The 21,935-nt window shown below is 29.5% G+C and carries 24 protein-coding genes and 1 tRNA gene; 6 read left to right on the forward strand and 19 right to left on the reverse strand.

Annotation, left to right across the window (positions count from 1 at the left end; genetic code table 11):
• The 8 genes from ribH to ABXT55_RS03530 are packed head-to-tail and all read right to left on the reverse strand — an operon-like array spanning nucleotide 1 to nucleotide 5,992.
• Complete coding sequence (ribH, locus tag ABXT55_RS03495) at nucleotides 1–387, reverse strand: 6,7-dimethyl-8-ribityllumazine synthase (protein ID WP_415285366.1); 387 nt, start codon at nucleotides 385–387, stop codon at nucleotides 1–3.
• Nucleotides 387–1,487: a 3,4-dihydroxy-2-butanone-4-phosphate synthase gene (ribB, locus tag ABXT55_RS03500; RefSeq protein WP_415285367.1), complete on the reverse strand. Its 1,101-nt coding sequence runs from the start codon at nucleotides 1,485–1,487 to the stop codon at nucleotides 387–389. Before ribB ends, ribH begins: the two co-directional genes overlap by 1 nt.
• On the reverse strand, nucleotides 1,474–2,067 hold the full coding sequence (locus tag ABXT55_RS03505) for a riboflavin synthase (protein WP_415285368.1): 594 nt from the start codon (nucleotides 2,065–2,067) through the stop codon (nucleotides 1,474–1,476). The genes ribB and ABXT55_RS03505 overlap by 14 nt, the downstream gene beginning before the upstream one ends.
• A 4-nt stretch (nucleotides 2,068–2,071) precedes the next feature.
• Entirely contained in the window at nucleotides 2,072–3,172 is a 1,101-nt protein-coding gene (ribD, locus tag ABXT55_RS03510; protein ID WP_415285369.1) for a bifunctional diaminohydroxyphosphoribosylaminopyrimidine deaminase/5-amino-6-(5-phosphoribosylamino)uracil reductase RibD, read from the reverse strand.
• On the reverse strand, nucleotides 3,153–3,611 hold the full coding sequence (gene nrdR / locus ABXT55_RS03515) for a transcriptional regulator NrdR (protein ID WP_415285370.1): 459 nt from the start codon (nucleotides 3,609–3,611) through the stop codon (nucleotides 3,153–3,155). Before nrdR ends, ribD begins: the two co-directional genes overlap by 20 nt.
• Nucleotides 3,611–4,921, reverse strand: coding sequence for a serine hydroxymethyltransferase (gene glyA, locus ABXT55_RS03520; protein WP_415285371.1), 1,311 nt, complete (start codon nucleotides 4,919–4,921; stop codon nucleotides 3,611–3,613). The genes nrdR and glyA overlap by 1 nt, the downstream gene beginning before the upstream one ends.
• A 2-nt stretch (nucleotides 4,922–4,923) precedes the next feature.
• Nucleotides 4,924–5,349 carry a ribose 5-phosphate isomerase B gene (gene rpiB, locus ABXT55_RS03525; RefSeq protein WP_415285372.1) on the reverse strand — a complete coding sequence of 142 codons (426 nt, stop codon included), beginning with the start codon at nucleotides 5,347–5,349 and terminating at the stop codon, nucleotides 4,924–4,926.
• A gap of 1 nt (nucleotide 5,350) precedes the next feature.
• Entirely contained in the window at nucleotides 5,351–5,992 is a 642-nt protein-coding gene (locus ABXT55_RS03530) for an aspartyl/asparaginyl beta-hydroxylase domain-containing protein (protein ID WP_415285373.1), read from the reverse strand.
• A gap of 73 nt (nucleotides 5,993–6,065) precedes the next feature.
• Between ABXT55_RS03530 and hemB the strand changes: the two genes are divergently transcribed.
• Nucleotides 6,066–7,055 (forward strand): porphobilinogen synthase, encoded by a 990-nt coding sequence (gene hemB, locus ABXT55_RS03535; protein ID WP_415285374.1) that lies wholly within the window; start codon nucleotides 6,066–6,068, stop codon nucleotides 7,053–7,055.
• Here hemB and recO read toward each other — a convergent pair whose 3' ends face one another.
• Genes recO through dapA form a run of 10 tightly spaced genes read right to left on the reverse strand, consistent with a single transcriptional unit; the run spans nucleotide 7,056 to nucleotide 14,396 of the window.
• Nucleotides 7,056–7,736 (reverse strand): DNA repair protein RecO, encoded by a 681-nt coding sequence (recO, locus tag ABXT55_RS03540; protein WP_415285375.1) that lies wholly within the window; start codon nucleotides 7,734–7,736, stop codon nucleotides 7,056–7,058.
• Entirely contained in the window at nucleotides 7,733–8,401 is a 669-nt protein-coding gene (gene rnc / locus ABXT55_RS03545; RefSeq protein ID WP_415285377.1) for a ribonuclease III, read from the reverse strand. Before rnc ends, recO begins: the two co-directional genes overlap by 4 nt.
• On the reverse strand, nucleotides 8,401–9,135 hold the full coding sequence (gene lepB / locus ABXT55_RS03550) for a signal peptidase I (protein ID WP_415285378.1): 735 nt from the start codon (nucleotides 9,133–9,135) through the stop codon (nucleotides 8,401–8,403). The genes rnc and lepB overlap by 1 nt, the downstream gene beginning before the upstream one ends.
• Nucleotides 9,132–9,518: a holo-ACP synthase gene (gene acpS / locus ABXT55_RS03555; protein WP_415285379.1), complete on the reverse strand. Its 387-nt coding sequence runs from the start codon at nucleotides 9,516–9,518 to the stop codon at nucleotides 9,132–9,134. The genes lepB and acpS overlap by 4 nt, the downstream gene beginning before the upstream one ends.
• Nucleotides 9,519–9,520: 2 nt before the next feature.
• Nucleotides 9,521–10,240 carry a pyridoxine 5'-phosphate synthase gene (locus tag ABXT55_RS03560; RefSeq protein WP_415285380.1) on the reverse strand — a complete coding sequence of 240 codons (720 nt, stop codon included), beginning with the start codon at nucleotides 10,238–10,240 and terminating at the stop codon, nucleotides 9,521–9,523.
• On the reverse strand, nucleotides 10,237–10,824 hold the full coding sequence (pyrE, locus tag ABXT55_RS03565; RefSeq protein ID WP_415285381.1) for an orotate phosphoribosyltransferase: 588 nt from the start codon (nucleotides 10,822–10,824) through the stop codon (nucleotides 10,237–10,239). Before pyrE ends, ABXT55_RS03560 begins: the two co-directional genes overlap by 4 nt.
• The gene (locus tag ABXT55_RS03570) at nucleotides 10,781–12,538 is read right to left on the reverse strand and encodes a RelA/SpoT family protein (RefSeq protein WP_415285382.1); all 1,758 of its coding nucleotides are present in this window, start codon (nucleotides 12,536–12,538) and stop codon (nucleotides 10,781–10,783) included. The genes pyrE and ABXT55_RS03570 overlap by 44 nt, the downstream gene beginning before the upstream one ends.
• A gap of 19 nt (nucleotides 12,539–12,557) precedes the next feature.
• The gene (folK, locus tag ABXT55_RS03575) at nucleotides 12,558–13,079 is read right to left on the reverse strand and encodes a 2-amino-4-hydroxy-6-hydroxymethyldihydropteridine diphosphokinase (protein ID WP_415285383.1); all 522 of its coding nucleotides are present in this window, start codon (nucleotides 13,077–13,079) and stop codon (nucleotides 12,558–12,560) included.
• Entirely contained in the window at nucleotides 13,045–13,515 is a 471-nt protein-coding gene (gene smpB / locus ABXT55_RS03580) for an SsrA-binding protein SmpB (RefSeq protein WP_415285384.1), read from the reverse strand. The genes folK and smpB overlap by 35 nt, the downstream gene beginning before the upstream one ends.
• Complete coding sequence (dapA, locus tag ABXT55_RS03585; protein WP_415285385.1) at nucleotides 13,515–14,396, reverse strand: 4-hydroxy-tetrahydrodipicolinate synthase; 882 nt, start codon at nucleotides 14,394–14,396, stop codon at nucleotides 13,515–13,517. Before dapA ends, smpB begins: the two co-directional genes overlap by 1 nt.
• A gap of 41 nt (nucleotides 14,397–14,437) precedes the next feature.
• Here dapA and ABXT55_RS03590 point away from each other — a divergent pair, with 41 nt between their 5' ends.
• Nucleotides 14,438–16,651 (forward strand): lytic transglycosylase domain-containing protein, encoded by a 2,214-nt coding sequence (locus ABXT55_RS03590; protein WP_415285386.1) that lies wholly within the window; start codon nucleotides 14,438–14,440, stop codon nucleotides 16,649–16,651.
• Here ABXT55_RS03590 and ABXT55_RS03595 read toward each other — a convergent pair.
• A tRNA-Ser gene (locus tag ABXT55_RS03595) sits at nucleotides 16,652–16,743 on the reverse strand. It abuts the gene before it with no gap.
• A 68-nt stretch (nucleotides 16,744–16,811) separates the two neighbouring features.
• Between ABXT55_RS03595 and ABXT55_RS03600 the strand changes: the two genes are divergently transcribed.
• From ABXT55_RS03600 to ABXT55_RS03615, 4 genes are read left to right on the forward strand one after another with little or no spacing between them, the layout of a single operon-like run.
• Nucleotides 16,812–18,065, forward strand: a complete 1,254-nt coding sequence (locus ABXT55_RS03600; protein WP_415285387.1) for a sarcosine oxidase subunit beta family protein — start codon at nucleotides 16,812–16,814, stop codon at nucleotides 18,063–18,065.
• Entirely contained in the window at nucleotides 18,065–18,340 is a 276-nt protein-coding gene (locus ABXT55_RS03605; RefSeq protein ID WP_415285388.1) for a sarcosine oxidase subunit delta, read from the forward strand. The genes ABXT55_RS03600 and ABXT55_RS03605 overlap by 1 nt, the downstream gene beginning before the upstream one ends.
• Nucleotides 18,341–18,344: 4 nt before the next feature.
• Entirely contained in the window at nucleotides 18,345–21,353 is a 3,009-nt protein-coding gene (locus ABXT55_RS03610) for a sarcosine oxidase subunit alpha family protein (RefSeq protein ID WP_415285389.1), read from the forward strand.
• Nucleotides 21,346–21,909 (forward strand): sarcosine oxidase subunit gamma, encoded by a 564-nt coding sequence (locus ABXT55_RS03615; protein ID WP_415285390.1) that lies wholly within the window; start codon nucleotides 21,346–21,348, stop codon nucleotides 21,907–21,909. The genes ABXT55_RS03610 and ABXT55_RS03615 overlap by 8 nt, the downstream gene beginning before the upstream one ends.
• The last annotated feature ends 26 nt before the right edge of the window (nucleotides 21,910–21,935 follow it).

A 21,935-nucleotide genomic window follows, 5' to 3' on the forward strand; every position in this document is an offset into this window, starting at 1 on the left:
TTATTGCGACAAGACAGATATAACAGCTTGAGCTGCCTCTCTCCCCTTTTTTTTTCTAGCTATAGCTTGACGCATATTTAGACAGGTAATAATTCCGTTACCAATAGGTTTTTTATTTTCTATAGATAGTTTCATTATCGCTTCAGTTGAAGTATGAGAAATGAAATCAAAGTGTGGTGTCTCACCCTTTATAACACAGCCAAGTGCTAAAAAAGCATCATATTTCTTAATATTTTTTGAAATTGTGACTGGTATTTCAAAGGCACCCGGAACACTAATAACTTTTATTAAACTAGATTTTGGTAATACTTCTTTAGCACTACCAAGTAACCCCTCAGCAATGTTCTTATAATAATCTGCAATAACTATTAAGATTTTTTTTTTCATTAAATGATTTCTTGTTTAGTAATCTTTATATCATAACCTTCTAAACCAATAACTTTTTTGAGAGATTTAGTAATTAATATCATATTTTTGATCTTTAAATCTTTAATTATTTGAGCCCCAATACCATAATTTCTTATAAGTTTATCATTTCCCTTTTTGTAGAAATCTTTGTTCTTATAATCTTTGAGTGTTTGAGTGACAGATTTTAAGTTTGTATCTTTTATAAAAACTAAAACACAATTATTAAATCTTTTAAAATAATTTAAAGTTTTGTTAAATGAGTTTGGTAACTGCTGATTGATTAAATAATTTTGAACTACGTTAGATGAAATTACTCTAACTCTTGGTACTATCCCTTTTTTAATATTTCCTTTAATTAGAGCAAAATGCTCAGATCCATCTAAAAGATTTTCATAAATTCTAATTTTATATTTCTGATTTTTAACTTCAATATCAGATTGTTTTTTAAGTTTAATTAGTTTTTCTTTTTTTAAACGATAAGCGATAAGATCTTCTATCTTACCAATCTTTAAATTATGTTTTTTTGCAAAATTAAATAAATCTTGACCCTTAGCCATTGTACCATCTTCATTCATTATTTCACAAATAACTGCTGAATTATTTTTTTTAGCTAGTTTTGAGATATCCACAGATGCTTCTGTATGACCGGCTCTAACTAAAACACCTCCGTTTTTGGCAATGATTGGAAAAACATGACCAGGCGAAACAATATCTTTTTTATTTACATTTTTCTTTGATGCAATTTTAATTGTCTTAGCTCTATCTTTTGCTGAAATCCCAGTTGTGATTCCTTTTTTTGCTTCAATAGAAATTGTAAAAGCAGTTTTATTCCTTGATTGATTTATTGGTGACATTAAAGATAAATTTAACCGTTTTGCCTGTATGCTATCTAGCGCTAGGCAAATTAATCCACGACCATATTTGGCCATAAAATTAATATTTTTAGCACTTGAGTCTGTTGTTGATATTATTAGGTCTCCTTCATTTTCTCTTTTTTCATCATCAACCAAAATAAACATGCCCCCTCTCTTGGCAATGGCAATTATGTTTTCTATTGATGTAAAACTATTTTTTTTCATTAAAATAATTTCTAACGTATTTAGATATGATATCTATCTCTATATTAATGAGGCTGTTTTTCTTTAGGGATGATAAATTAGTGAGATTATATGTGTGTGGTATTACCCATATTTGAAAACCCTTTTTAGTTACTTTAGAAATTGTTAAAGAAATTCCATTAATACAAATAGAAGCTTTTTCAATTAAGTTTGCTCTTTCTTTTTTAACAAGCTCAAAATCAAATAAATATGATTTATCAATCTTCTTAATACTCTGAATTTTACCTACTGCATCAATGTGACCTTGGCAAATGTGACCTGATATTTTTTGACCAAATTTTAAAGGAAGTTCAAGGTTAATTTTATCATCAATTTTTAAGAATTTAAACTTTGATCTTTGTATAGTTTCATCTGAAAGATAAAATTCCATTATTTTATTTTTAATATCGATTAATGTTAAACAAACACCATCACAGGCAACTGATACACCTAGATCTTTATGTGTTAATTTTAAATCAGCTTTTACAAAAATATTAATGCCCTTTGATCTTTTTTCAAATTTAGTGATTAAGCCTTGGTTGAAAATTATTCCATTAAACATAATATTATTTGTAAAGTGTAATTAAGTCTTTGCCTAATTTTTTATTAATTTTAAATTCATTTTTATAATTTTTCTTTAATTCATTAAGAAAATTAAACTCTTTATAGTTAACCAACTTTGATAAAGTTTTTGCACATTTGTATAGATAAAACTGATTAAATAATTTTTTTTTAACAATGTGTTTAGAAAGATCATTTCCTCCTTCAACTAATAAATTTCTGCAGCCAAGGACATGGAGTTTTTTTAAAATTGACTTAATATCAAAGCTATTTTTAATTAATTTACCTTTGATTAAAATTATACCTTTTTTTTTAAACATTAATTTTTCTTTAGTTTTGGCGTTATTATAAAAAATTATAGTATTGTTTTTATTTGCTGTTTTAAAAATATACGAATTTTTTTTAGTTTCTAGATTTCTGTCTAAAATTATTCTTTGAGGAGAAAATTTATTCAAACCTTCTAGTCTACAGTTAAGTTTTGAGTTATCTTTATTTAGTGTTTTGGAGGAAATCAATAAAGCATCATTTTTGTACCTAAGAAAATGTGTAAATTTATCGGTATGAATATCTGAAATTCTTTTTGTACCTTTGCTATATATTAAATTATTTTTAGAAATCGCAATTTTACCAGTAACGTAAGGAAGGTTATTTTTTCTATTAAAGAAATAAGGTATATAAAATTTATTAATTTCATTTTTAAGTAAATTTTTTCTTACTAAAATATCTTTGGATTGAAGAATTTTTAAAGTTTTACCTTTAACTTTTTTATCAATATCTTCTACCGCATATACAACTTCTTTAATTTTATTTTTAATTATAAGATTTGTACATGGAGGGGTTTTTCCATAATGACTACAGGGTTCAAGGGTTACATACATTTTTGCATCCTCTAAGTTTTCATTTGAATTTTTAATTGCATTAAATTCAGCATGAGGTGTGCCATCAAAACCTGTTTGACCAATTGAAAGTATTTCATTATTTTTAACAATTACACATCCAACGGAAGGGTTGACACCAGTTAGTCCATGACGTGCTTTAGCCAGATTTAAGGCAAGCTCCATAAAAGTTTTATCTTTTTTTGAAAATTTATCTTTTTTTGTAGACATCTAATTTGTCCACGAATTGTACAAAGTCTTTTTCTTCTCTAAAATTTCTATATACAGATGCAAATCTAACATACGCGACTGGATCAAGATCTTTCAAACCCTCCATAACCATTGTGCCAATTGTATTTGATGAAATTTCACTTTGGCCAAGTTCCTCTAATGCTCTTGAAGTCCTGCTAATAAACTTTTCTGTTGTTTCAGTATCAATCGGTCTTTTTTTTAATGCTATGTAGACTGATTTTGAAAGTTTATCTCTATCAAATGATGATTTTCTGCCACTCTTTTTGACAACCATTATTTCTCTAAATTGAACTCTTTCAAAAGTTGTGAATCTGGCCCCACATACACAAAGTCTCCTTCTTCTTATGGCAGTACCATCTTCTGTAGGTCTAGAGTCAACGACTGATGTTTCACCTTTTTTACAAATCGAACAAATCATTATTTTAAATTTTTATATATTGGGAAGTGAGAAGTAAGTTCAATAACTTCATTTCTGACTTCTTCTTCAATTTTACTATTATCATTGGGATTTTCAGATAAACCTTTTACAACTTTAGTTATTAATTCACCTACTTTTTCGAATTCTTTTAATCCGAAACCTCTAGTTGTAGCGGCTTGAGTTCCCAATCTTATACCAGAAGTAACCATCGGCTTTTCTGAATCGAAAGGTATTCCATTTTTATTACAGGTAATATTAGCATTAGAAAGGCTTTCGGCTGCTAAATTACCTTTAACATTAAAAGGTCTTAGATCAACTAACATTAAGTGTGTATCCGTTCCGCCAGAATAAATCTTAAAACCGTTATTTTTAAGCGTCTCTGATAAAATTTTAGCATTAGCTAAAACTGATTTGATATAATCTTTAAAATCTGGTCTTAATGCTTCTAAAAAACCAGCAGCTTTAGCAGCTATAACATGCATCAATGGTCCACCTTGGTATCCAGGAAATACTGCTGTGTTAAATTTTTTTGCTAGATCCTCATGATTAGTTAAAATAATTCCACCTCTAGCACTTCTAAAAACTTTATGAGTTGTTGAAGTTACTACGTGTGCGTGTTCACATGGATTTGGATAACCTTTACCAGCAACTAAACCTGAAAAGTGTGCCATATCTACCATTAAATATGCGCCTACTTTGTCAGCTATATCTCTAAATCTTTTAAAATCAATTACTCTAGAGTAAGCACTGCCCCCACAAATTATAAGTTTTGGTTTATGTTCTAATGCAAGTTTTTCAACATTATCATAATCGATAAGTTCCGATTCTTTATCAACATCATACCCTATTGGATTGAACCATTTACCTGACATTGAAATTTTTAATCCATGCGTAATATGACCACCAGAATTTAAACTCATCCCCATAAAAGTATCACCAGGATTTAATAGCGCTAAAAAAACAGCTCCATTCGCTTGAGCTCCAGAATGTGGTTGAGCGTTTGCAAATTTACAATCAAATAATTTTTTTAATCTTTCAATGGCTAAGTTTTCAGCAACATCAACATGTTCACAGCCATTGTAGTATCTTTTTCCAGGATATCCTTCTGCATATTTATTTGTTAAAACAGAACCTTGTGCTTCTAAAACAGCTTGTGAAACAATATTTTCAGATGCAATTAATTCAATATGTTGTTGTTGTCTTTTCAATTCATCACTTATTGCTTTATATAATTCTGGATCAGTTACAGATAAGCTATCTTCAAAAAAGCTTTTATAGTTTTCGTTTAAATAGTTTTTTTCACTAGACATAATTAAATTTTCTTAATTCTTTTTGCGTGTCTTCCACCTTTAAACTTTGTATTTAAAAAAACACTAACACAATTTAAAGCATTTTTTTTAGTAAGCAGTCTAGATCCCAATGTAATGATATTTGCATCATTATGCAATCTTGATAATTTAGTAGATTTTAAATTAAAACATTGAGCTGCACGTATATTTTTATGTCTATTTGCAGTAATATTCATACCCATCCCAGAGCCACAAATTAATATACCAGTATGATTATTATTGGTTTTAACTTTTTTTGCAACTTTATGAGCATAATCAGGATAATCAACTCTATCACTATTGTATGGGCCTAAGTCTGTATAATTAATTTTTCTTTTATCTAAGTGAAGTTTAATTAACTCCTTTAACTTATAACCAGCGTGATCTGATGATAAAAATATTTTTTTCAATCTAATTAAACTTATAATCTAAAACACATGCTACTAGATGAACTCTATTTTCTTCTCCACCATTAAAAGCATTATGATATTTTGTATTGTTAGTAACCCACACCGATCCATCTGCAGGCATATGTTTTGCAACATTGTCTATAACCATTAGGCAGCCTGGATTTGAAATTAGGGGTATATGCAATCTTGGTTCTGGATCTCTATGCCAACTCAATGTTGATCTTGGCTCCTTTAATAAAATCCTAATTCTACCTAATTTATATTTTGAAGAAAGCACATCAAACACTTCTTTAAAGTAGGTGTTTTCATAATCGGGTATAAATTCTGAATAAGCAGCTTCATCAATTGAAACATCTCTTGAAACTTCTTTGCCTGACTTATCTGGTTTTGTCCAATAAACACCTCTAGCCTTGCTTCCTTTAACAGAGTCTGGGTCACCAGGAATTTGTGTTAGAGAAATAGCTCCAAAGTGGGCAATTCCCCCACCATCATCAAATTTTTTAGTTTGAATAATTTGATTGTAGGCTTCTTGTAATTTATCGATATCAAACTTGATATTTTGTTTTTGGAAGTCACTAAAATCTAAAATCTTCTCTTCTTTTTTTAGATCTAAGTTTACAATATTTTTATTTTCAATACTCATGCTGATTGTTTTTTACTTAATTTAATATATATTTGTATAATACATTTGTCGCATTTTAAAAATAGATTTAAACATGATTACAGGAAAATACCCAAATTTGAGACTTAGACGCAGTCGTAAAAACAATTGGTCTAGAAGGTTAATTCAAGAAAATAGCCTTTCATCTAGTGATTTTATATTACCCATATTCTTAATTGATGGAAAAAATATAAAACAATCCATTAAAACAATGCCTGATGTCTATAGATATACAATAGATAAACTTGGAATTATTGTTGATAGAGCAATCAAAAACAAAATACCTATGGTCGCATTGTTCCCCTATACAAATAAAACAAAAAAAAATGAGATTGGAACTGAAGCATTAAATGAGGACAATCTTGTTTGTAAAGCCATACAATATATTAAAAAAAAATATAAAAATGAAATTGGTATTATGTGTGATGTAGCCTTAGATCCCTACACTTCTCATGGTCATGATGGTTTAATAAAATCAGGTTACGTATTAAATGATGAAACTATTGAAGTCTTGATAAACCAATCATTATTACAAGCAGAAATTGGTTGTGATGTTTTAGCTCCATCAGACATGATGGATGGAAGAATTGGTAAAATAAGAAAAGCTTTAGATAAAGAAGGTCACGAAATGGTTCAGATACTTTCTTATGCGGTAAAATATGCATCAAGTTTTTATGGTCCTTTCAGAGATGCTGTTGGTTCAAAAGGTTTACTAAAAGGTGATAAAAAAAATTACCAAATGGACTTTAGAAACAGTGATGAAGCGATAAGAGAGGTGGCTCTAGATATTAAAGAAGGAGCTGATATGGTTATGGTTAAACCTGGCATGCCTTATCTAGACATAATTAAAACAGTTAAAGATAATTTTAAAATTCCTGTTCTAGCCTATCAAGTCTCAGGTGAATACAGTCTATTAAGTAATAGTATAAAAAAAGGTCTAATAGATAAAAACTCAGTGTTAGAGAGTTTAATTTCTTTTAAAAGAGCCGGGGCAAACGCTATAGTAAGCTATTACGCAGATAGAATTAATGATTTAATCAAATAATTATTTTAAAAGATTAATAAAATGAGTCCTAGACGTTGGAAGGTTTAAATTATTTGGTTTTAAAATACTTTTCTCAAGATAATCACTAATAAGCTTTAAACCTTTGAGTAAATTTTTTAAATTAACATCCATATTATTTTCATCTATTAGAAAATTTGGTATACTTTTCTTTTCAGTTGAAGATTTAACGTAATAATTGATTTCGCTATCAATAATTTCTTTTTCAGCCATATTTTTTAATTCCAAATCATATCCCAATAATTTTAAAAGTTCCAACTCCCAGAAAATATATTTTTGTATCCAATTATCAGAAGTTAATATTTTAAAAAATTTATCTATTAATTTAAAAATTTCTTTATTAGATTGAGCTTCAGCAGTAAGAAGTTTTATAAGGTGCATTGCCGAGGTAATGCATGATAATTTTTGATTTTCATCAAAATAGAGTGGAGTTAAAGCTTTTAGAATTTCTATTTTAAAATAACCAATTCTAGTAACACTTTTAGAATTATAGTTTACATAAATTTTATTACCAATTTGTAAATAGTTTTTGATTTTCTTTGAAGTTCCACCAAAAATTATCCCTGAAATTTTTCCATGGTTTTCTGTAAAAACTTCAGCAATTATTGAATTTTCACTATATTTATTTTTAGAAACTAAATAAGCGCTATCGTCCCAATTCATTTTTTAAAAACATCCTCAAGGCATAAAGATGCAGCATTCTGTTCTGCGTCTTTTTTAGAAGCTCCCTCTGTTGTGAAAAATTTAGTATTTTTTAATTTAACAGCAACTTTAAAGAGAGGTTTATGACGAGGCCCAGTATTAGATATTAGCTTATAAATAGGCAAGACTTTAAAAATTTTAAGTGAATATTCTTGGAGTTTAGTTTTTGCGTCAACTTGAGTTACAACGCTCGCCGTAATATGCTCACTCCATAGATTTAGAATAAATTTTTTTGTGAAATTTAAACCTTTATCAAGATAAATCGCTCCAATTAAAGCCTCTAAGGAGTCTGCGACTATTTTATCTTCAATTTTAATTTTTTTATTTTTAGGATTTAAAACTAAAATATATTTTTCTAATTCAATCTTTTTAGCAATTTCTAAACATTTTTTTTTATTTACCAATGAAGCAAATTTTTTATCCAATACCCCTTCTCTTTCTTCGGGATAAAGTTCTAGTAATTTTTGTGCAATAATTAGACCTAAAACTCTATCTCCTAAAAATTCAATTTTTTCATTATTATTTACTGAATCAAGGCTTTTGTGCGTTAAGCTTTTAATAAAAATTTTTTGATCTGAAAACTTTAATTTTAATTTCTTTTCTAATGTTGTGGTATTAATTTTCATTAAGTAATTTTCTTAAAAAACCTGTCAAATCTAATTGTCTTATGCCATTTCCAAAAAGAAAAAATATTACCAATTCTAAAATCAGATGAAAAAAAAATAAATTGAGCTTTGCCGACTAAATTATCTTCATGTACATAGCCGACACTAGTCAGGTATCTACTATCTTTAGAGCAGTCTCTGTTGTCACCTAAAAAAAAATAGTGTTTAGAGGGAACTATAAAATTATCAGAACTTTGAAAACTATAACTTTTTAAATATACACTATTATGTGTTTTGCCATTTGGAAGTTTTTCCTCAAATGTATTAACGGCTATAGTTTGATTTCCACAATAAATTTTATCATTTTGGGAAATTCTAGATTTGAATATTTGATTATTATTTACAAATAGATCACCATTAATGAATTGAATGTTATCACCTGGTAGACCAATTAATCTTTTAATATAATCTGTCCTATTATCAGCTGGTGTTTTAAAAACAATAACATCACCAACCTTAGGTTTATTAGAAAATAGTCTTCCATTTATTATTGGTGGGCTAAAAGGGAAAGAATGCTTGCTATAACCATAAGAATACTTTGTAACAAATAATCTATCGCCAATTAAAAGTGATGGTTCCATTGATGAGGAGGGAATATAGAAAGGTTGTATAAAAAGAGATCTGATAACAATAGCTATTACTAAGGCATAGAAAATTGTCTTAACATTATCAATTATAATATTTTTGGTTATCATTTTTTTTGTAAAATTACGTAGGCTATAGAATATTTTTTTTCATCTGAAATTGACAGAAAGAAATCAAAGGATGCTATCTTAAATTGCTTTTTAATAATTTTTTTAATTTTATCGGTGATTACAAATGAGGGTTTTCCTAATTTATCGTTAGTTATAGTTATATCTTTAAAATTCAAATTACCCCTAAAACCTGTTCCAACAGCTTTAGAAAATGCTTCTTTAGCAGCAAATCTTTTAGAATAGTAAGATTTTTTATTTGTTATATTTTTGGTTAACAATATTTCTGAGCTAGAAAAAACTCTTTTAATAAAACTAACATTTTTTAAAGATTTATGTATTCTAATATTTTCTACTATATCGACACCAATACCAAGAATTTTCATATCTATTTATCAGTTATTTTTTTAAATGCCTTAATAGTGTTTTTTAAACCATGAGTGAGTGACTCACCGATTATAAAATGACCAATATTAAATTCTGTAATTTCTTTAATTTTATTTAGTATAGCAGTAGTTTTATAGTCAAGACCATGACCAGCATGGACCTCAATTCCAAGTTTAACACCAAGTTCTGAACATTTCTTAATTTTTAAATATTCATTTTTATAATTTTTATTTTCTTTTACTAAATTAGAAATTTTCCCAGTATGTAATTCAACACAACTAGCATTTAATTCTTTTGCAATTTTTATATCTTTTGACGTTGGATCAACAAATAAACTTGTTCTAATATTTTTCTTATTGAATAAAGATATTATTTCTTTTATTTTTTTTTTATTTTTTATTAGGTTTAATCCACCTTCTGTTGTTATTTCCTTTCTTTTTTCTGGAACTATGCAAATAAAATTGGGTTTATTTTTTAATGCTATATTTATTATTTTTTTGTTTAGTGAAATTTCTAGATTAGTGATTATTTTTTTATTTTTACAAATTTTAATGACATCAATATCTTTTATATGTCTTCTGTCTTCTCTCAAATGTATAGTTACTGAATGAGCTCCACATTTAGTTACATGCTTAGCAATGGTTAATGGATCTGGGTGGAGCGACCCTCTTGCATTTCTTATTGTAGCAACATGATCAATATTAATACCTAGTCTTTTCATTTAATAAATCTACTTCCAGGAACTGTTATTGGAGTATTCATAAGACTTTCTGGAAGGTTATTTTTTTTAAATGTTGGAACGTCTATTTTCATATGTGAGATAATATTTTTTTTTATCTTTAATGAGTTCTTGGTTGATCTATTAATAATCGAGGCAAAACCGATAAGTTTTGCACCTGGTTTTGTAATCAACTTAACGCATTCTAAGCTTGATTTGCCTGTTGTTATAACATCTTCAATTATCAAAACTTTTGATCCTTTTTTTATATGAAACCCACGCCTTAAAGCAAATTTACCATTAACTCTTTCACAGAATATTGTCTCTTTTTTTAGAAGTTTACCAATTTCATAACCAATAATAACACCCCCCATAGCAGGGGCTAAAATCAAATCTATAGATTTAAATTTTTTTTTAATTTTTTTTGCTAATGAATTACAAATATCTTTGGCTAAATGTGGAAAACTTAAAAGTCTCGCACACTGAATATATTTAGGTGAATGTAAACCTGACGAAAGAATAAAATGACCTTCTAAAAGTGCGTTAGTTTTTTTTAAAATATTTAAAGATTTTTCGTGTGAAAGCATTACGTTCCTTTAACCAGTTATCCTCATGTCTAATGATTTTAAATTTTATTTCCTTTTGTTTTAACTCACTGATAAAATTTGTAAAGTTCTTCAAGTCTTTTATAATTAGATTGAATTTAAAATTGATATATTCTTTAGACTTTTCTTTCATTTCAACACTCGAGATATTTAAACTATGGCTACCAAGTAAAGTTGTTATCTCACCTAGTTTCCCTGGTTTATCAGACAAAGAAATCCATAGCGTAGTATTATATTTTTTAATTCTTTGAGCCTTCTCTTCTCCTTTTTTATACCAATACTTTCTAATTGCTGATCTTGCTTTTCCAGTTTTTGTAACAGGTATCCAGTGCAATGAAGGTGATTTATTTTTAGAGGTGGCAATATCCACAACATCTCCATTATAAAGTATACTTTGTAACTCACTATCATTACCATTGATCTTACAAGCTATGGTGCTATTACCTATATTGGTATGCACAGCATATGCAAAATCGATTGGTGTTGCGTCCTTTGGTAATTTAATTACAGATCCTTTTGGGGTGAAACAAAAAACATTTTCCTGAAACATTTGTAGCTTAGTATACTCATAAGAGTGTTCTGGGTTTTCATTCTTATCAATAATCTCAACTAAATCAGCAAGCCAATCATATTCTTTCCACGTTAATGAATTAAATTTTTCAGAGGATTTATATTTCCAATGTGATGCTATCCCTCTTTCTGCATACTCGTGCATTTGTAATGTTCTAAGCTGTATTTCAATTGGCCTTCTATTGGGTCCTATAATTGAAGTATGTAATGATTGATATTTATTAATCTTAGGCGACGAAATATAATCTTTAAATTTTCCAGGTATACAATTCCACTCTTTATGAAATATACCAAGAGCTTTATAGCAGTCTTCAATGCTATCAAGTATTATTCTAAATCCAATGATATCTGAAATTTGTTCTAGTGATATTCTTTTTTTTTGAACTTTTCTCCAAATAGAAAAAGGAGTTTTTTCTCTCCCGATAATTTCAGCATTAATTTTGTGTTCATTTAACAGTCCACTGAATTGCAATGAAATTGAGTTAAAGCTATTCACTTTATCATCTTTAATTTCATCTAATCTTTTCTTTATAAGTTCTCTTGCATTATTATTTAGAACTTTAAAAGATAAATCCTCTAGCTCATCTCTAATTCTATGCATCCCCATTCTATCTGCTAATGGTGCATAAATTTCCATAGTTTCTTTAGCGATACGTTCTTTTTTTTCAATTTTTGAAATTGCATCAATGGTCCTCATGTTGTGTAATCGATCAGCTATTTTAACAAGTAGAACTCTAATATCTTTTGAGGTTGCTATGATTAATTTTCTAAAATTTTCTGCTTTTGATGTAGATGTGGCTTGATTTTCAAAGACTGATATTTTTGTTACACCATCAACTAAGTCGGCAACCTCTTGCCCAAATTCATTTTTTATCGTTTCGTAAGTAGCATGTGTATCTTCAATAGTATCATGAAGCAGTCCTGTTGCTATAGTTGCACTATCTAACTTTAGTTCTGTTAATATATTAGCTACAGCAATAGGGTGAATTGAATATGGGTCACCAGAATCTCGTTTTTGGTTTTCATGTGCTTTAACAGCAAAATTATAAGCTTTATTTAATTTTTCTGGATTTAAAAACTTATTATAAACTTTGACTTTATTTATTAACTCTTCTGAATTAAGCATTTATAACTATAACATCAATTTATATTTGTTTGATAGATCTTAAATCTTTAATTGGTAAAGAATTAATTAAATTAACTATACTAATCTTAGATTCCGGATGTTTCCAGCCCCTATCTATTTCAAATAATGGCAACAAAACAAAATTTCTCTTATACATCTGTGGATGAGGGATTATTAGCTTGTTACTTCTTATATTCAAAATTTTTTTGTCATAATCAATTATATCAATATCACATGTTCGTGGATCATTTTTTTTTGATCTAGTCCTGCCTAATTTTAATTCAATAAAGTTACAAATCTTTAACAATTCTAAAGGTGCTAAAACTGTCTCAATTTTAATAACAATATTTATGAAACTTGGCATTAAAGGGTTTGGCCAAGATTTTGACAAATAATGAGATGATATTTTTTTTATTTTAATCTTTTTTTTTTCTAATTCAGACGTAGCCATATGAATATTAGCAATTTTGTTACCTAAATTTGATCCTATCGCTAAATAAGATTGCTTAACTTGATTTTCTAATGTGTCTTGCTTTTTCACGATTCCAGTCTCTATTTTTTTTAGTAGCTCTTTTATCAAATTGTTTTTTACCTTTTGCTACTGCTATTTCTATTTTAGCTTTACCTTTTTTAAAATACATTTTTGTTGGAACAAGAGTAAATCCATCTCTCTGCATTTTACCAATTAATTTATTAATTTCTTTTTTGTTTAATAACAACTTTCGCTCATCAGTGGGGTTATGATTCGAATAACTGGCTTGTTTAAAAGTTGCTATATGAGAATTAATTAAAACTATTTCACCATCTTTTTCTACAGCGTAAGAATCTGTAATATTCACCTTTCCCTCTCTAATGGATTTAATTTCTGATCCTTTAAGAACTATTCCTGCTTCAATTAAGTCTTCAAAAAAAAAGTTGAAACTTGCTTTTCTATTTAAGCAAATAATTTTTAAACCAGAATTGGCTTTCTTGTTCATTAAAGTAGATTTGCTGATACTAAAGCTTTTTTAACAATATCTTTGGTTGGGTCTGTAACCTTGACCAAGGGTAATCTAACATCATCATCGCAAAGACCCAAAAGTTTTGCAGCATACTTAACGGGGCTTGGATTACTTTCTATAAACATAGAGTTATGAACGGGTTGTAAAATTTTATCTAGTCTGATCGCTTCAAGCTTACTCTCGTCATTTCCTGTTTTTGAGGCTTTCTGAAAATCAGAACATAATTTAGGAGCAATATTTGCAGTTACGCTTATAGAGCCGATGCCACCTCTATTATTAAATTCTAAAGCGTTATCATCATTACCTGTCAACTGAACAAAATCAGTTCCCATTTTATCTTTTTGTTGAATAACTCTATCTAAATCACCAGTAGCATCTTTAACACCAACAATATTTTTCAATTCAAATAATCTAGCCATTGTATCAACAGACATATCAATTACAGATCTTCCAGGAATATTGTAAATTATAATTGGTATCCCACATTTGTCGTTTATTGCTTTATAATGTTGATATAGCCCTTCTTGAGTTGGTTTGTTATAATATGGAGTGACTACTAGAGCTGCATCCGCACCTGCCTTCTCTGCGTGCGTTGTAAGAGAGATTGCTTCTTTAGTTGAATTAGAGCCAGTACCAGCAATAACTACAGTTTTTCCATCACTTTCTTTAACACATAAATCTATTACTTTTTGATGTTCATCGTGGCTTAATGTTGGCGATTCACCTGTTGTTCCAGCAGGTACTAAACCATTAGTGCCATTAGATATTTGAAAATGAATAAGTTTAATATAAGCCTCAACATCGAGCTCATCATTCTTAAATGGGGTTATTAAAGCAACATTTGATCCTTTGAACATAAATACTTATAACATAGTTTAAAGATTCATTTAGTAAATTTATGCCCAGAAAGATATTTTTTTTTATAAAATCACTATTATTAAGTTCAATAATAATAGGAAATGTATTTGCTGCTGAAATATCAATAATTCCTTTAAAAAAACCTATTTTAAATGTAGAGGCACAAAGTGCAAAGATATCACAGGGAATACTTAAACCCAAACCTAAACCATCCAAAAAAAAAGAGGAACCTAAAACTACAATAGTCAAAAAAGATCTAAAAAAAATTAATTTTCTTATTCCCAAAAGTAAACCCTTAGTAGTTAAGAAGGAAAAGTCAGTAGTTCAAACAAGGTCAAAATACTACAGCAAAAAAGACTATGGTATTGCAAAAAAATCTATTGCCGCAATGGAAAAAAGTCAATGGTCAACAGCACTAACGCAGTCTAAAAAAGCTGAGGACAAATCTATATATAATTTTATTCAATGGAGACATTTGTTAACTACAGGCAACCAAGCAAGTTTTTATGACTATTTAACATTTATAAAAAATAATGAAAACTACCCAAGAATAAGTAGAATTCGGTATTTAGCTGAACACAAACTTTCAACAAGTAAGATCTCACCAAATAAGATCATAGGTTGGTTTAATTCTGAGGAACCATTGAGTGGCTATGGAAAACTAATACTTGGAGAAAGCTTTATATTAAAAGGCGATATCACCAAAGGTACCTCTCTAATTAAAGATGGCTGGATAACTGCAGATCTAAATAGGTCTAATATGAAATTTTTTAGAAAAAAATATAAAAAATATTTAGATGCAAATGATTACATTAAACGTGCGGATTATTTAGCCTGGGAAGGTAAATCATGGGATTTAAAAAGAATGTTAAGATATTTGCCTAAAGACTATGAGTTGCTTTATACAGCTAGACAAATTTTAATGAGCAAGTCTTATGGTGTTGATAATGCAATCAAAAATGTTCCAACAAAACTTAAAAATGATGCTGGACTAAATTACGATCGACTTAAATGGAGAAGAAAAAGAGGAAGAGTCGACGATTCCTTGGAGATTATATTTAAAGTTCCAAATAATAAAGATTATTTAGTTAGGCCAGACAAGTGGTGGAAAGAAAGAGCAATAATGACACGAGCTCTTATTTATAAGAAGAAATATGAGTCTGCTTATAAAGTTGCAAGCAAACATTCTTTGGACATTGGCCCAGAATATGCAGACGCTGAATGGATGAGTGGTTGGATTGCATTAAGCTTTTTAGATGACCCTATTTTAGCAATAGATCATTTTAATGATTTTTATCAAAACGTGAGTTACCCAATTAGTTTATCTCGTGGTGCTTATTGGCTCGGGAGATCTTATGAAAAAATTGGTGATAAAACACAATCTAAAAAATGGTATGAAGAAGCAACCAAATATTTATCAACATATTATGGTCAACTAGCATTTTTAAAAATTAAACCCAATGAAACATTTGAGCTAGATGAACAAGCTATTGTGCCTGACACTTATAGAAAATATTTTTATAAAAAAGAACTAGTAAAAATTGTTCATCTTTTAGATGAACTAAATAAAGATAGATATACAAAAAATATATTAAGACACTTGGCTAATGATAATATTAAGGATGGAAGTGAAATTCTAGCAGCCGAACTTGCAACTAATATAGCAAGATATGATTTTGCAATACAAGTTTCAAAGATTGCATCTTATCAAAAAAGATTTCACAATGATTTTAACTATCCAATAATAAGTACCCCAGAATACGTTAATGGAAGAAAAATACCAGAAACTGCTTTTATTCTTTCTCTTATTCGTCAAGAAAGTGAGTTTGACATGAGAGCAAACAGTCATGTTGGTGCGCAAGGATTAATGCAATTAATGCCTTACACTGCTAAGCTCGTTGCCAAACAAGCAAAGTTACCCTATTCAAAATCAAGATTAACATCTGATCCTGAATACAATATTAATTTAGGATCTCATTATATAGCTGGTTTAATTTTACAATATGATGGAGCTTATCCTTTTGCTACAGCTGCTTATAACGCTGGTCCAAAAAGAGTTAAATATTGGAAAAAGATAAATAAAGACCCTCAAAAAAAACAAGTTGATTTTGTAGATTGGGTTGAATTAATTAAATTTAAAGAGACAAGAAATTATGTTCAGCGTGTTATGGAGAATTACAATGTTTACAGATATATTTTGGAAAAAAAGCCTGTTAAAATGAAAGACTTTTTTAAAGATCATCCTTTATTTTAATGGCGGAAGAGGAGGGATTCGAACCCTCGGTACAAGTTTCCCCGCACGGTCATTTAGCAAACGACTGGTTTCAGCCTCTCACCCACTCTTCCACTGCGACATTGATATAACCGATTGTATTGAATATTCAATATTTATAAAGTAATTCTTGATCAATATTATGAAAAATAAGTATTCAATATTCTCATTAGTCAAAAATGCTTTTTCCTATCATGAAAATTGGCAAAAAGCCTGGAAAGATCCCGCTATAAAAAAAGAGTATGATGCAGTTATTATTGGTGGTGGTGGTCATGGTTTAGCAACTGCTTATTATTTAGCAAAAAAACATAATATGACAAATATTGCTGTAGTAGAAAAAGGTTGGATTGGTGGTGGTAATACAGGAAGAAATACTACAATCATAAGATCTAATTATTTATGGGATGCTAGCGCTGGTCTTTATGATCATGCATTAAAATTATGGGAAGGTTTATCTCAAGAAATAAATTATAATGTAATGTTTAGTCAAAGAGGTGTAATGAATCTTGCACATAACCTACAAGACGTTAGAGATTTAAAAAGAAGAACACATGCTAATAGATTAAATGGCATAGATGCAGTTTACTTAAGCACAGAAGAAGTTAAAAAATTTTGTCCTATCATAAATACTTCACAAGATATTCGATATCCCGTATTGGGTGGAACTTTACAAAGGAGAGCTGGCACCGCAAGGCATGATGCTGTTGCTTGGGGGTATGCTAGAGGTGCAGATGAAATGGGAGTAGATATAATTCAAAATTGTGAAGTTAAAGGAATTAAAAGAAACGGTGATGAAGTAGAAGGCATTGAAACAACAAAAGGTTTTATAAAAACTAAAAAAGTTGGAGTAGTAGCTGCTGGTCATTCAAGTGTATTAGCGAATATGGCAGGCTTAAGATTGCCATTAGAAAGTAAACCTCTTCAAGCCTTAGTTTCAGAACCAGTTAAACCAATTATTGATACTGTAGTAATGTCTAACGCTGTTCATGCTTATGTAAGTCAATCTGACAAAGGTGAGCTTGTAATAGGCGCTGGTACTGATGATTATGTTTCATATTCACAAAAAGGTAGTCATGATATTGTTGAAGGGACATTAAATGCAATCTTAGAGCTTTATCCAATTTTTAGTAGAATGAGAATGCTACGACAATGGGGTGGAATTGTTGACATCTGTCCAGATGCTAGTCCTATTATTAGTAAAACGACCATAAAAGGTTTGTACTTTAATTGTGGTTGGGGAACTGGTGGATTTAAAGCAACACCTGGTTCGGGTGATTTATTCGCTCACACAATAGCAAATGATGAACCACATAAATTAAATGCAGCATTTAATTTAAATAGATTTATTAGTGGAGACCTTGTTGACGAACATGGCGCAGCGGCGGTAGCTCACTAATGTTTTTAATTACCTGTCCTTTTTGTGGTGAACGTGAGCAAAGTGAATTTAAAGCTGGTGGTGAAGCCCATATTGAAAGACCTAAACAACCCACAGAATTAAGTGATGATGAATGGGCAGAATATTTATTTATGAGAAAAAATATTAAAGGTGTTCAATTTGAAAGATGGAACCATGCACATGGTTGTAGAAAATGGTTCAACATGGTTAGAGATACTTCTAATGATAAAATTAAGGCCATATATAAAATGGATGAAAAACCTCCTATAAAATAATTTAATGTCAAAAAATTTAAGAGTTACAACAAGTAAATATATTGATGAAACCTCTAGAGTTTCTTTTAAATTCAATGGAAAATCTTATTTTGGATACAAAGGTGATACTCTCGCTTCTGCATTACTCGCTAATGATGTTCATTTAGTAGGACGAAGCTTTAAATATCATAGACCACGTGGAATAATGACTTCTGGATCTGAAGAGCCTAATGCAATCGTACAAGTTAATAACAACACAGCACTAACAGACCCAAATGTTAGGGCGACAGAGCTTGAGATATATCATGGGCTTGAAGCAAATAGCCAAAACTGTTGGCCTAGTGTTCACTTTGATATTGGAGGTATAAATAATTTCTTATCCCCTCTCCTGCCTGCTGGTTTTTATTACAAAACTTTTATGTGGCCTGCTAACTTTTGGGAAAAGTATGAATATATTATAAGACATTCTGCTGGACTAGGAAAATCACCAACTGAACCTGACCCAGACATATATGATCATAAATACATTCATTGTGATGTTTTAGTAATTGGGGCTGGTATTAGTGGAATTATGGCTGCAAAAACTGCTGCAAAAAATAATCTTAAAACTTTGTTACTTGATGAAAAAAATGAAATTGGCGGATCTACAATTTTCCAAAACTCAGAACATGTAAAAATAAATGATCAAAATTCTTCTACTTGGTTAGAAAATGAAATTAATGAATTAAAAAATATTAAAAACTTAGAAATTAAAACAAGAACTAGTGTTGCAGCTTATCATGGTTACAATTATTTATTAGCAAGAGAAAATTTAACTGATCATCTTCCTAAAAATGAAAAAAATAAAAAAGTAAGACAAAGGTTGTTAAAAATTAGAGCTAAAAAAGTTATTGTTGCTACTGGTTCTTTAGAAAGACCACTAGTATTTAATAATAATGACAGACCGGGTGTTATGCTTTCATCTGCAGTTAAAAAATATGCAGATTATTATGGTGTTGCAACTGGTCAAAAAAATATATTTTTTACTAATAATGATACGGCTTATGAAAGTGCAATTTCATTAAATAAAAAAGGAATTAAGGTTGAAGCTATTATAGATATTAGAGAAAAATCTAATACTGCATTTACTAAGGAAGTTGAGGATTTGGGGATTAAAATTTACAGATCTCACACAGTTGTAAATACAGAGGGTTATAAAAAAATTAATAAAATTACGATAATGGAACTATCAAGAGATGGACAGTCTTTTGCAAGTCCAGAAAAGATAGAGCTTGATTGTGATTGTCTAGCAATTGCTGGTGGATGGACGCCAGCTGTTCATTTATTTACCCAATCAGGTGGTAAATTAAAATTTAGAGAGAAAGATCAAGTTTTTATTCCTGATATATACCCATCAGATCAAATTAGTATTGGCTCATGTAATGGGGATTTTGAATTAGATGATTTGATTAAAAATTCTACAAAATCTTTAAAAAAATTTCTAGATATAAAAGAAACTGAATTTGATAATTTAGAAATAAATTGTCCTAAAGATAATGAGATTAAAACTATTTGGTTACTTCCATCTGATAAAGTTTTAGGAAAAACAAAACCTTTCGTTGATTATCAAAATGATGCAACTGCAAAAGATATTAAACTTGCACTAAGAGAAGGCTTTAGATCAATTGAGCATGTAAAAAGATACACAACAACTGGAATGGGTACTGATCAAGGTAAGCTTGGTAATATGCATGCTCTTGGTATTATTGCAGAAACTGCTGGTGTTAAGATGGGTGAGCTTGGAACTACAACGTTTAGACCCCCTTACACACCTTTAACATTTGGAACAATTGTTGGACGAAACGTTGGTGAATATTTTGATACATTTAGAAGAACGCCAATGAATGACTGGCATATAGAAAATAAAGCTAAGTTTGAAAATGTAGGTCAGTGGAAAAGAGCTTGGTACTATCCAAAAAATAATGAAACTATGCATGATGCTGTTCAAAGAGAAAGTAAAGCTGCAAGAAATAGTGCTGGTATATTAGATGCTTCAACACTTGGTAAAATTGACATTCAAGGAACTGACGCTTCAGAATTTTTAAATAGGGTTTATACAAATGCGTGGTCAAAACTAGCCATAGGAAAATGTCGTTATGGTTTAATGCTTAACGAAGATGGCATGGTTTATGATGATGGGGTAACAACTAGACTTGATGAAAATCATTATATCATGACAACAACAACTGGTGGTGCTGCAAACGTATTGGGGAAATTAGAAGATTACCTTCAAACAGAATGGCCTGAACTAGATGTTTATTTGTCATCAGTAACAGATCATTATGCAACAGCTAGTATCTGTGGTCCAAATAGTAAAAAGATTCTTAATAAATTAATACCTGATCTTGATCTTTCAGATGAAAGTTTTCCACACATGTCTTTTAAGAATTCAAAGATTAATAATATTAAATGTAGAATTATGCGTATTAGTTTTACAGGTGAACATAGTTATGAAATCAATATTCAGGCAAACTATGGAGAAGACTTATGGAAAAAATGCATGGAAGCAGGTGAGGAATTTAATATAACTCCTTACGGCACCGAGACAATGCACTTATTAAGAGCTGAAAAAGGATTTATTATTGTTGGTCAAGATACTGATGGAACAATGACACCTATAGATTTACAGATGGATTGGATTGTTAGTAAAAAGAAATATGACTTTATTGGTAAAAGATCTCTTTATAGATCTGACACCATGAAAAAAGATAGAAAACAATTAGTAGGTCTTATAACAGATAATCCAACTGAAGTTTTAGAAGAAGGAGCTCAGATAGTTACTAACACTAGTTTAAAACCAGTTGAAATGTTAGGTCATGTAACATCAAGTTACTATAGTCCTAATTTAAATAAATCAATTGCACTAGCTGTAGTTAGAGGCGGTAAAAATATGCTAGGTCAAAAATTATTTATTCCGATGGAAAATAAAAATATTAATGTAACTATTGTTGATCCTGTTTTTTTTGACAAAGAAAATTTGAGGTTAAATGCTTAATTATAAAACTTCTATTAAAGGAGATATAATTTATTCAGATTTAGAAATTAAAGAAATTAAACCTATTATGAAATTAATCATAAGAGGCAAAACAAAAGATTTTATTACAACTATTGGTAAAAATCTTAATATGGTCTTGCCAACAGAGGCAAATACATCTACATCAGCAGAACTGTTAACTGCATTTTGGTTAAGCCCTGATGAGTGGATGTTGATATCAAATGAAACTGTGAGTGAGGATAATAATGCTTATCAAGTTGAAGACGAATTAATCAAAAATATATCTAAAGCTAAATTGGGTGCTGTAACTGATGTTAGTGACCAATTTGTAATGTTAAATATAAAAGGTAGTAAGGTTTTTGATTTATTTGCCACTGGATCTCCTTTTAACTTTAATGAATTTAAAAATAAGAAAGGTTCAGTTGTTCAAACAATACTGTCGCATATTGATGTAATTATCCATCTTACGGAAATAAATGAGGTTAATTTACTTGTTAGACGCTCTTTTTCAGAGCATTTGCATTCTTGGATGAGTGATAGTGCGTCAAGGTTATAGCCTTATATTTATTTAAATTGTTGTTA

The organism is Candidatus Pelagibacter sp. Uisw_130 (genome assembly GCF_047722505.1).
In the GTDB taxonomy this organism is placed as follows: Bacteria; Pseudomonadota; Alphaproteobacteria; order Pelagibacterales; family Pelagibacteraceae; genus Pelagibacter.

Excerpts from the sequence above, each read along its gene's own strand:
- ribH (WP_415285366.1), bottom strand. The coding sequence starts at position 387 with ATGAAAAAAAAAATCTTAATAGTTATTGCAGATTATTATAAGAACATT.
- ribB (WP_415285367.1), bottom strand. The coding sequence starts at position 1,487 with ATGAAAAAAAATAGTTTTACATCAATAGAAAACATAATTGCCATTGCC.
- ABXT55_RS03505 (WP_415285368.1), bottom strand. The coding sequence starts at position 2,067 with ATGTTTAATGGAATAATTTTCAACCAAGGCTTAATCACTAAATTTGAA.
- ribD (WP_415285369.1), bottom strand. The coding sequence starts at position 3,172 with ATGTCTACAAAAAAAGATAAATTTTCAAAAAAAGATAAAACTTTTATG.
- nrdR (WP_415285370.1), bottom strand. The coding sequence starts at position 3,611 with ATGATTTGTTCGATTTGTAAAAAAGGTGAAACATCAGTCGTTGACTCT.
- glyA (WP_415285371.1), bottom strand. The coding sequence starts at position 4,921 with ATGTCTAGTGAAAAAAACTATTTAAACGAAAACTATAAAAGCTTTTTT.
- ABXT55_RS03530 (WP_415285373.1), bottom strand. The coding sequence starts at position 5,992 with ATGAGTATTGAAAATAAAAATATTGTAAACTTAGATCTAAAAAAAGAA.
- hemB (WP_415285374.1), top strand. The coding sequence starts at position 6,066 with ATGATTACAGGAAAATACCCAAATTTGAGACTTAGACGCAGTCGTAAA.
- recO (WP_415285375.1), bottom strand. The coding sequence starts at position 7,736 with ATGAATTGGGACGATAGCGCTTATTTAGTTTCTAAAAATAAATATAGT.
- rnc (WP_415285377.1), bottom strand. The coding sequence starts at position 8,401 with ATGAAAATTAATACCACAACATTAGAAAAGAAATTAAAATTAAAGTTT.
- lepB (WP_415285378.1), bottom strand. The coding sequence starts at position 9,135 with ATGATAACCAAAAATATTATAATTGATAATGTTAAGACAATTTTCTAT.
- acpS (WP_415285379.1), bottom strand. The coding sequence starts at position 9,518 with ATGAAAATTCTTGGTATTGGTGTCGATATAGTAGAAAATATTAGAATA.
- ABXT55_RS03560 (WP_415285380.1), bottom strand. The coding sequence starts at position 10,240 with ATGAAAAGACTAGGTATTAATATTGATCATGTTGCTACAATAAGAAAT.
- pyrE (WP_415285381.1), bottom strand. The coding sequence starts at position 10,824 with ATGCTTTCACACGAAAAATCTTTAAATATTTTAAAAAAAACTAACGCA.
- ABXT55_RS03570 (WP_415285382.1), bottom strand. The coding sequence starts at position 12,538 with ATGCTTAATTCAGAAGAGTTAATAAATAAAGTCAAAGTTTATAATAAG.
- smpB (WP_415285384.1), bottom strand. The coding sequence starts at position 13,515 with ATGAACAAGAAAGCCAATTCTGGTTTAAAAATTATTTGCTTAAATAGA.
- dapA (WP_415285385.1), bottom strand. The coding sequence starts at position 14,396 with ATGTTCAAAGGATCAAATGTTGCTTTAATAACCCCATTTAAGAATGAT.
- ABXT55_RS03590 (WP_415285386.1), top strand. The coding sequence starts at position 14,438 with ATGCCCAGAAAGATATTTTTTTTTATAAAATCACTATTATTAAGTTCA.
- ABXT55_RS03600 (WP_415285387.1), top strand. The coding sequence starts at position 16,812 with ATGAAAAATAAGTATTCAATATTCTCATTAGTCAAAAATGCTTTTTCC.
- ABXT55_RS03605 (WP_415285388.1), top strand. The coding sequence starts at position 18,065 with ATGTTTTTAATTACCTGTCCTTTTTGTGGTGAACGTGAGCAAAGTGAA.
- ABXT55_RS03610 (WP_415285389.1), top strand. The coding sequence starts at position 18,345 with ATGTCAAAAAATTTAAGAGTTACAACAAGTAAATATATTGATGAAACC.
- ABXT55_RS03615 (WP_415285390.1), top strand. The coding sequence starts at position 21,346 with ATGCTTAATTATAAAACTTCTATTAAAGGAGATATAATTTATTCAGAT.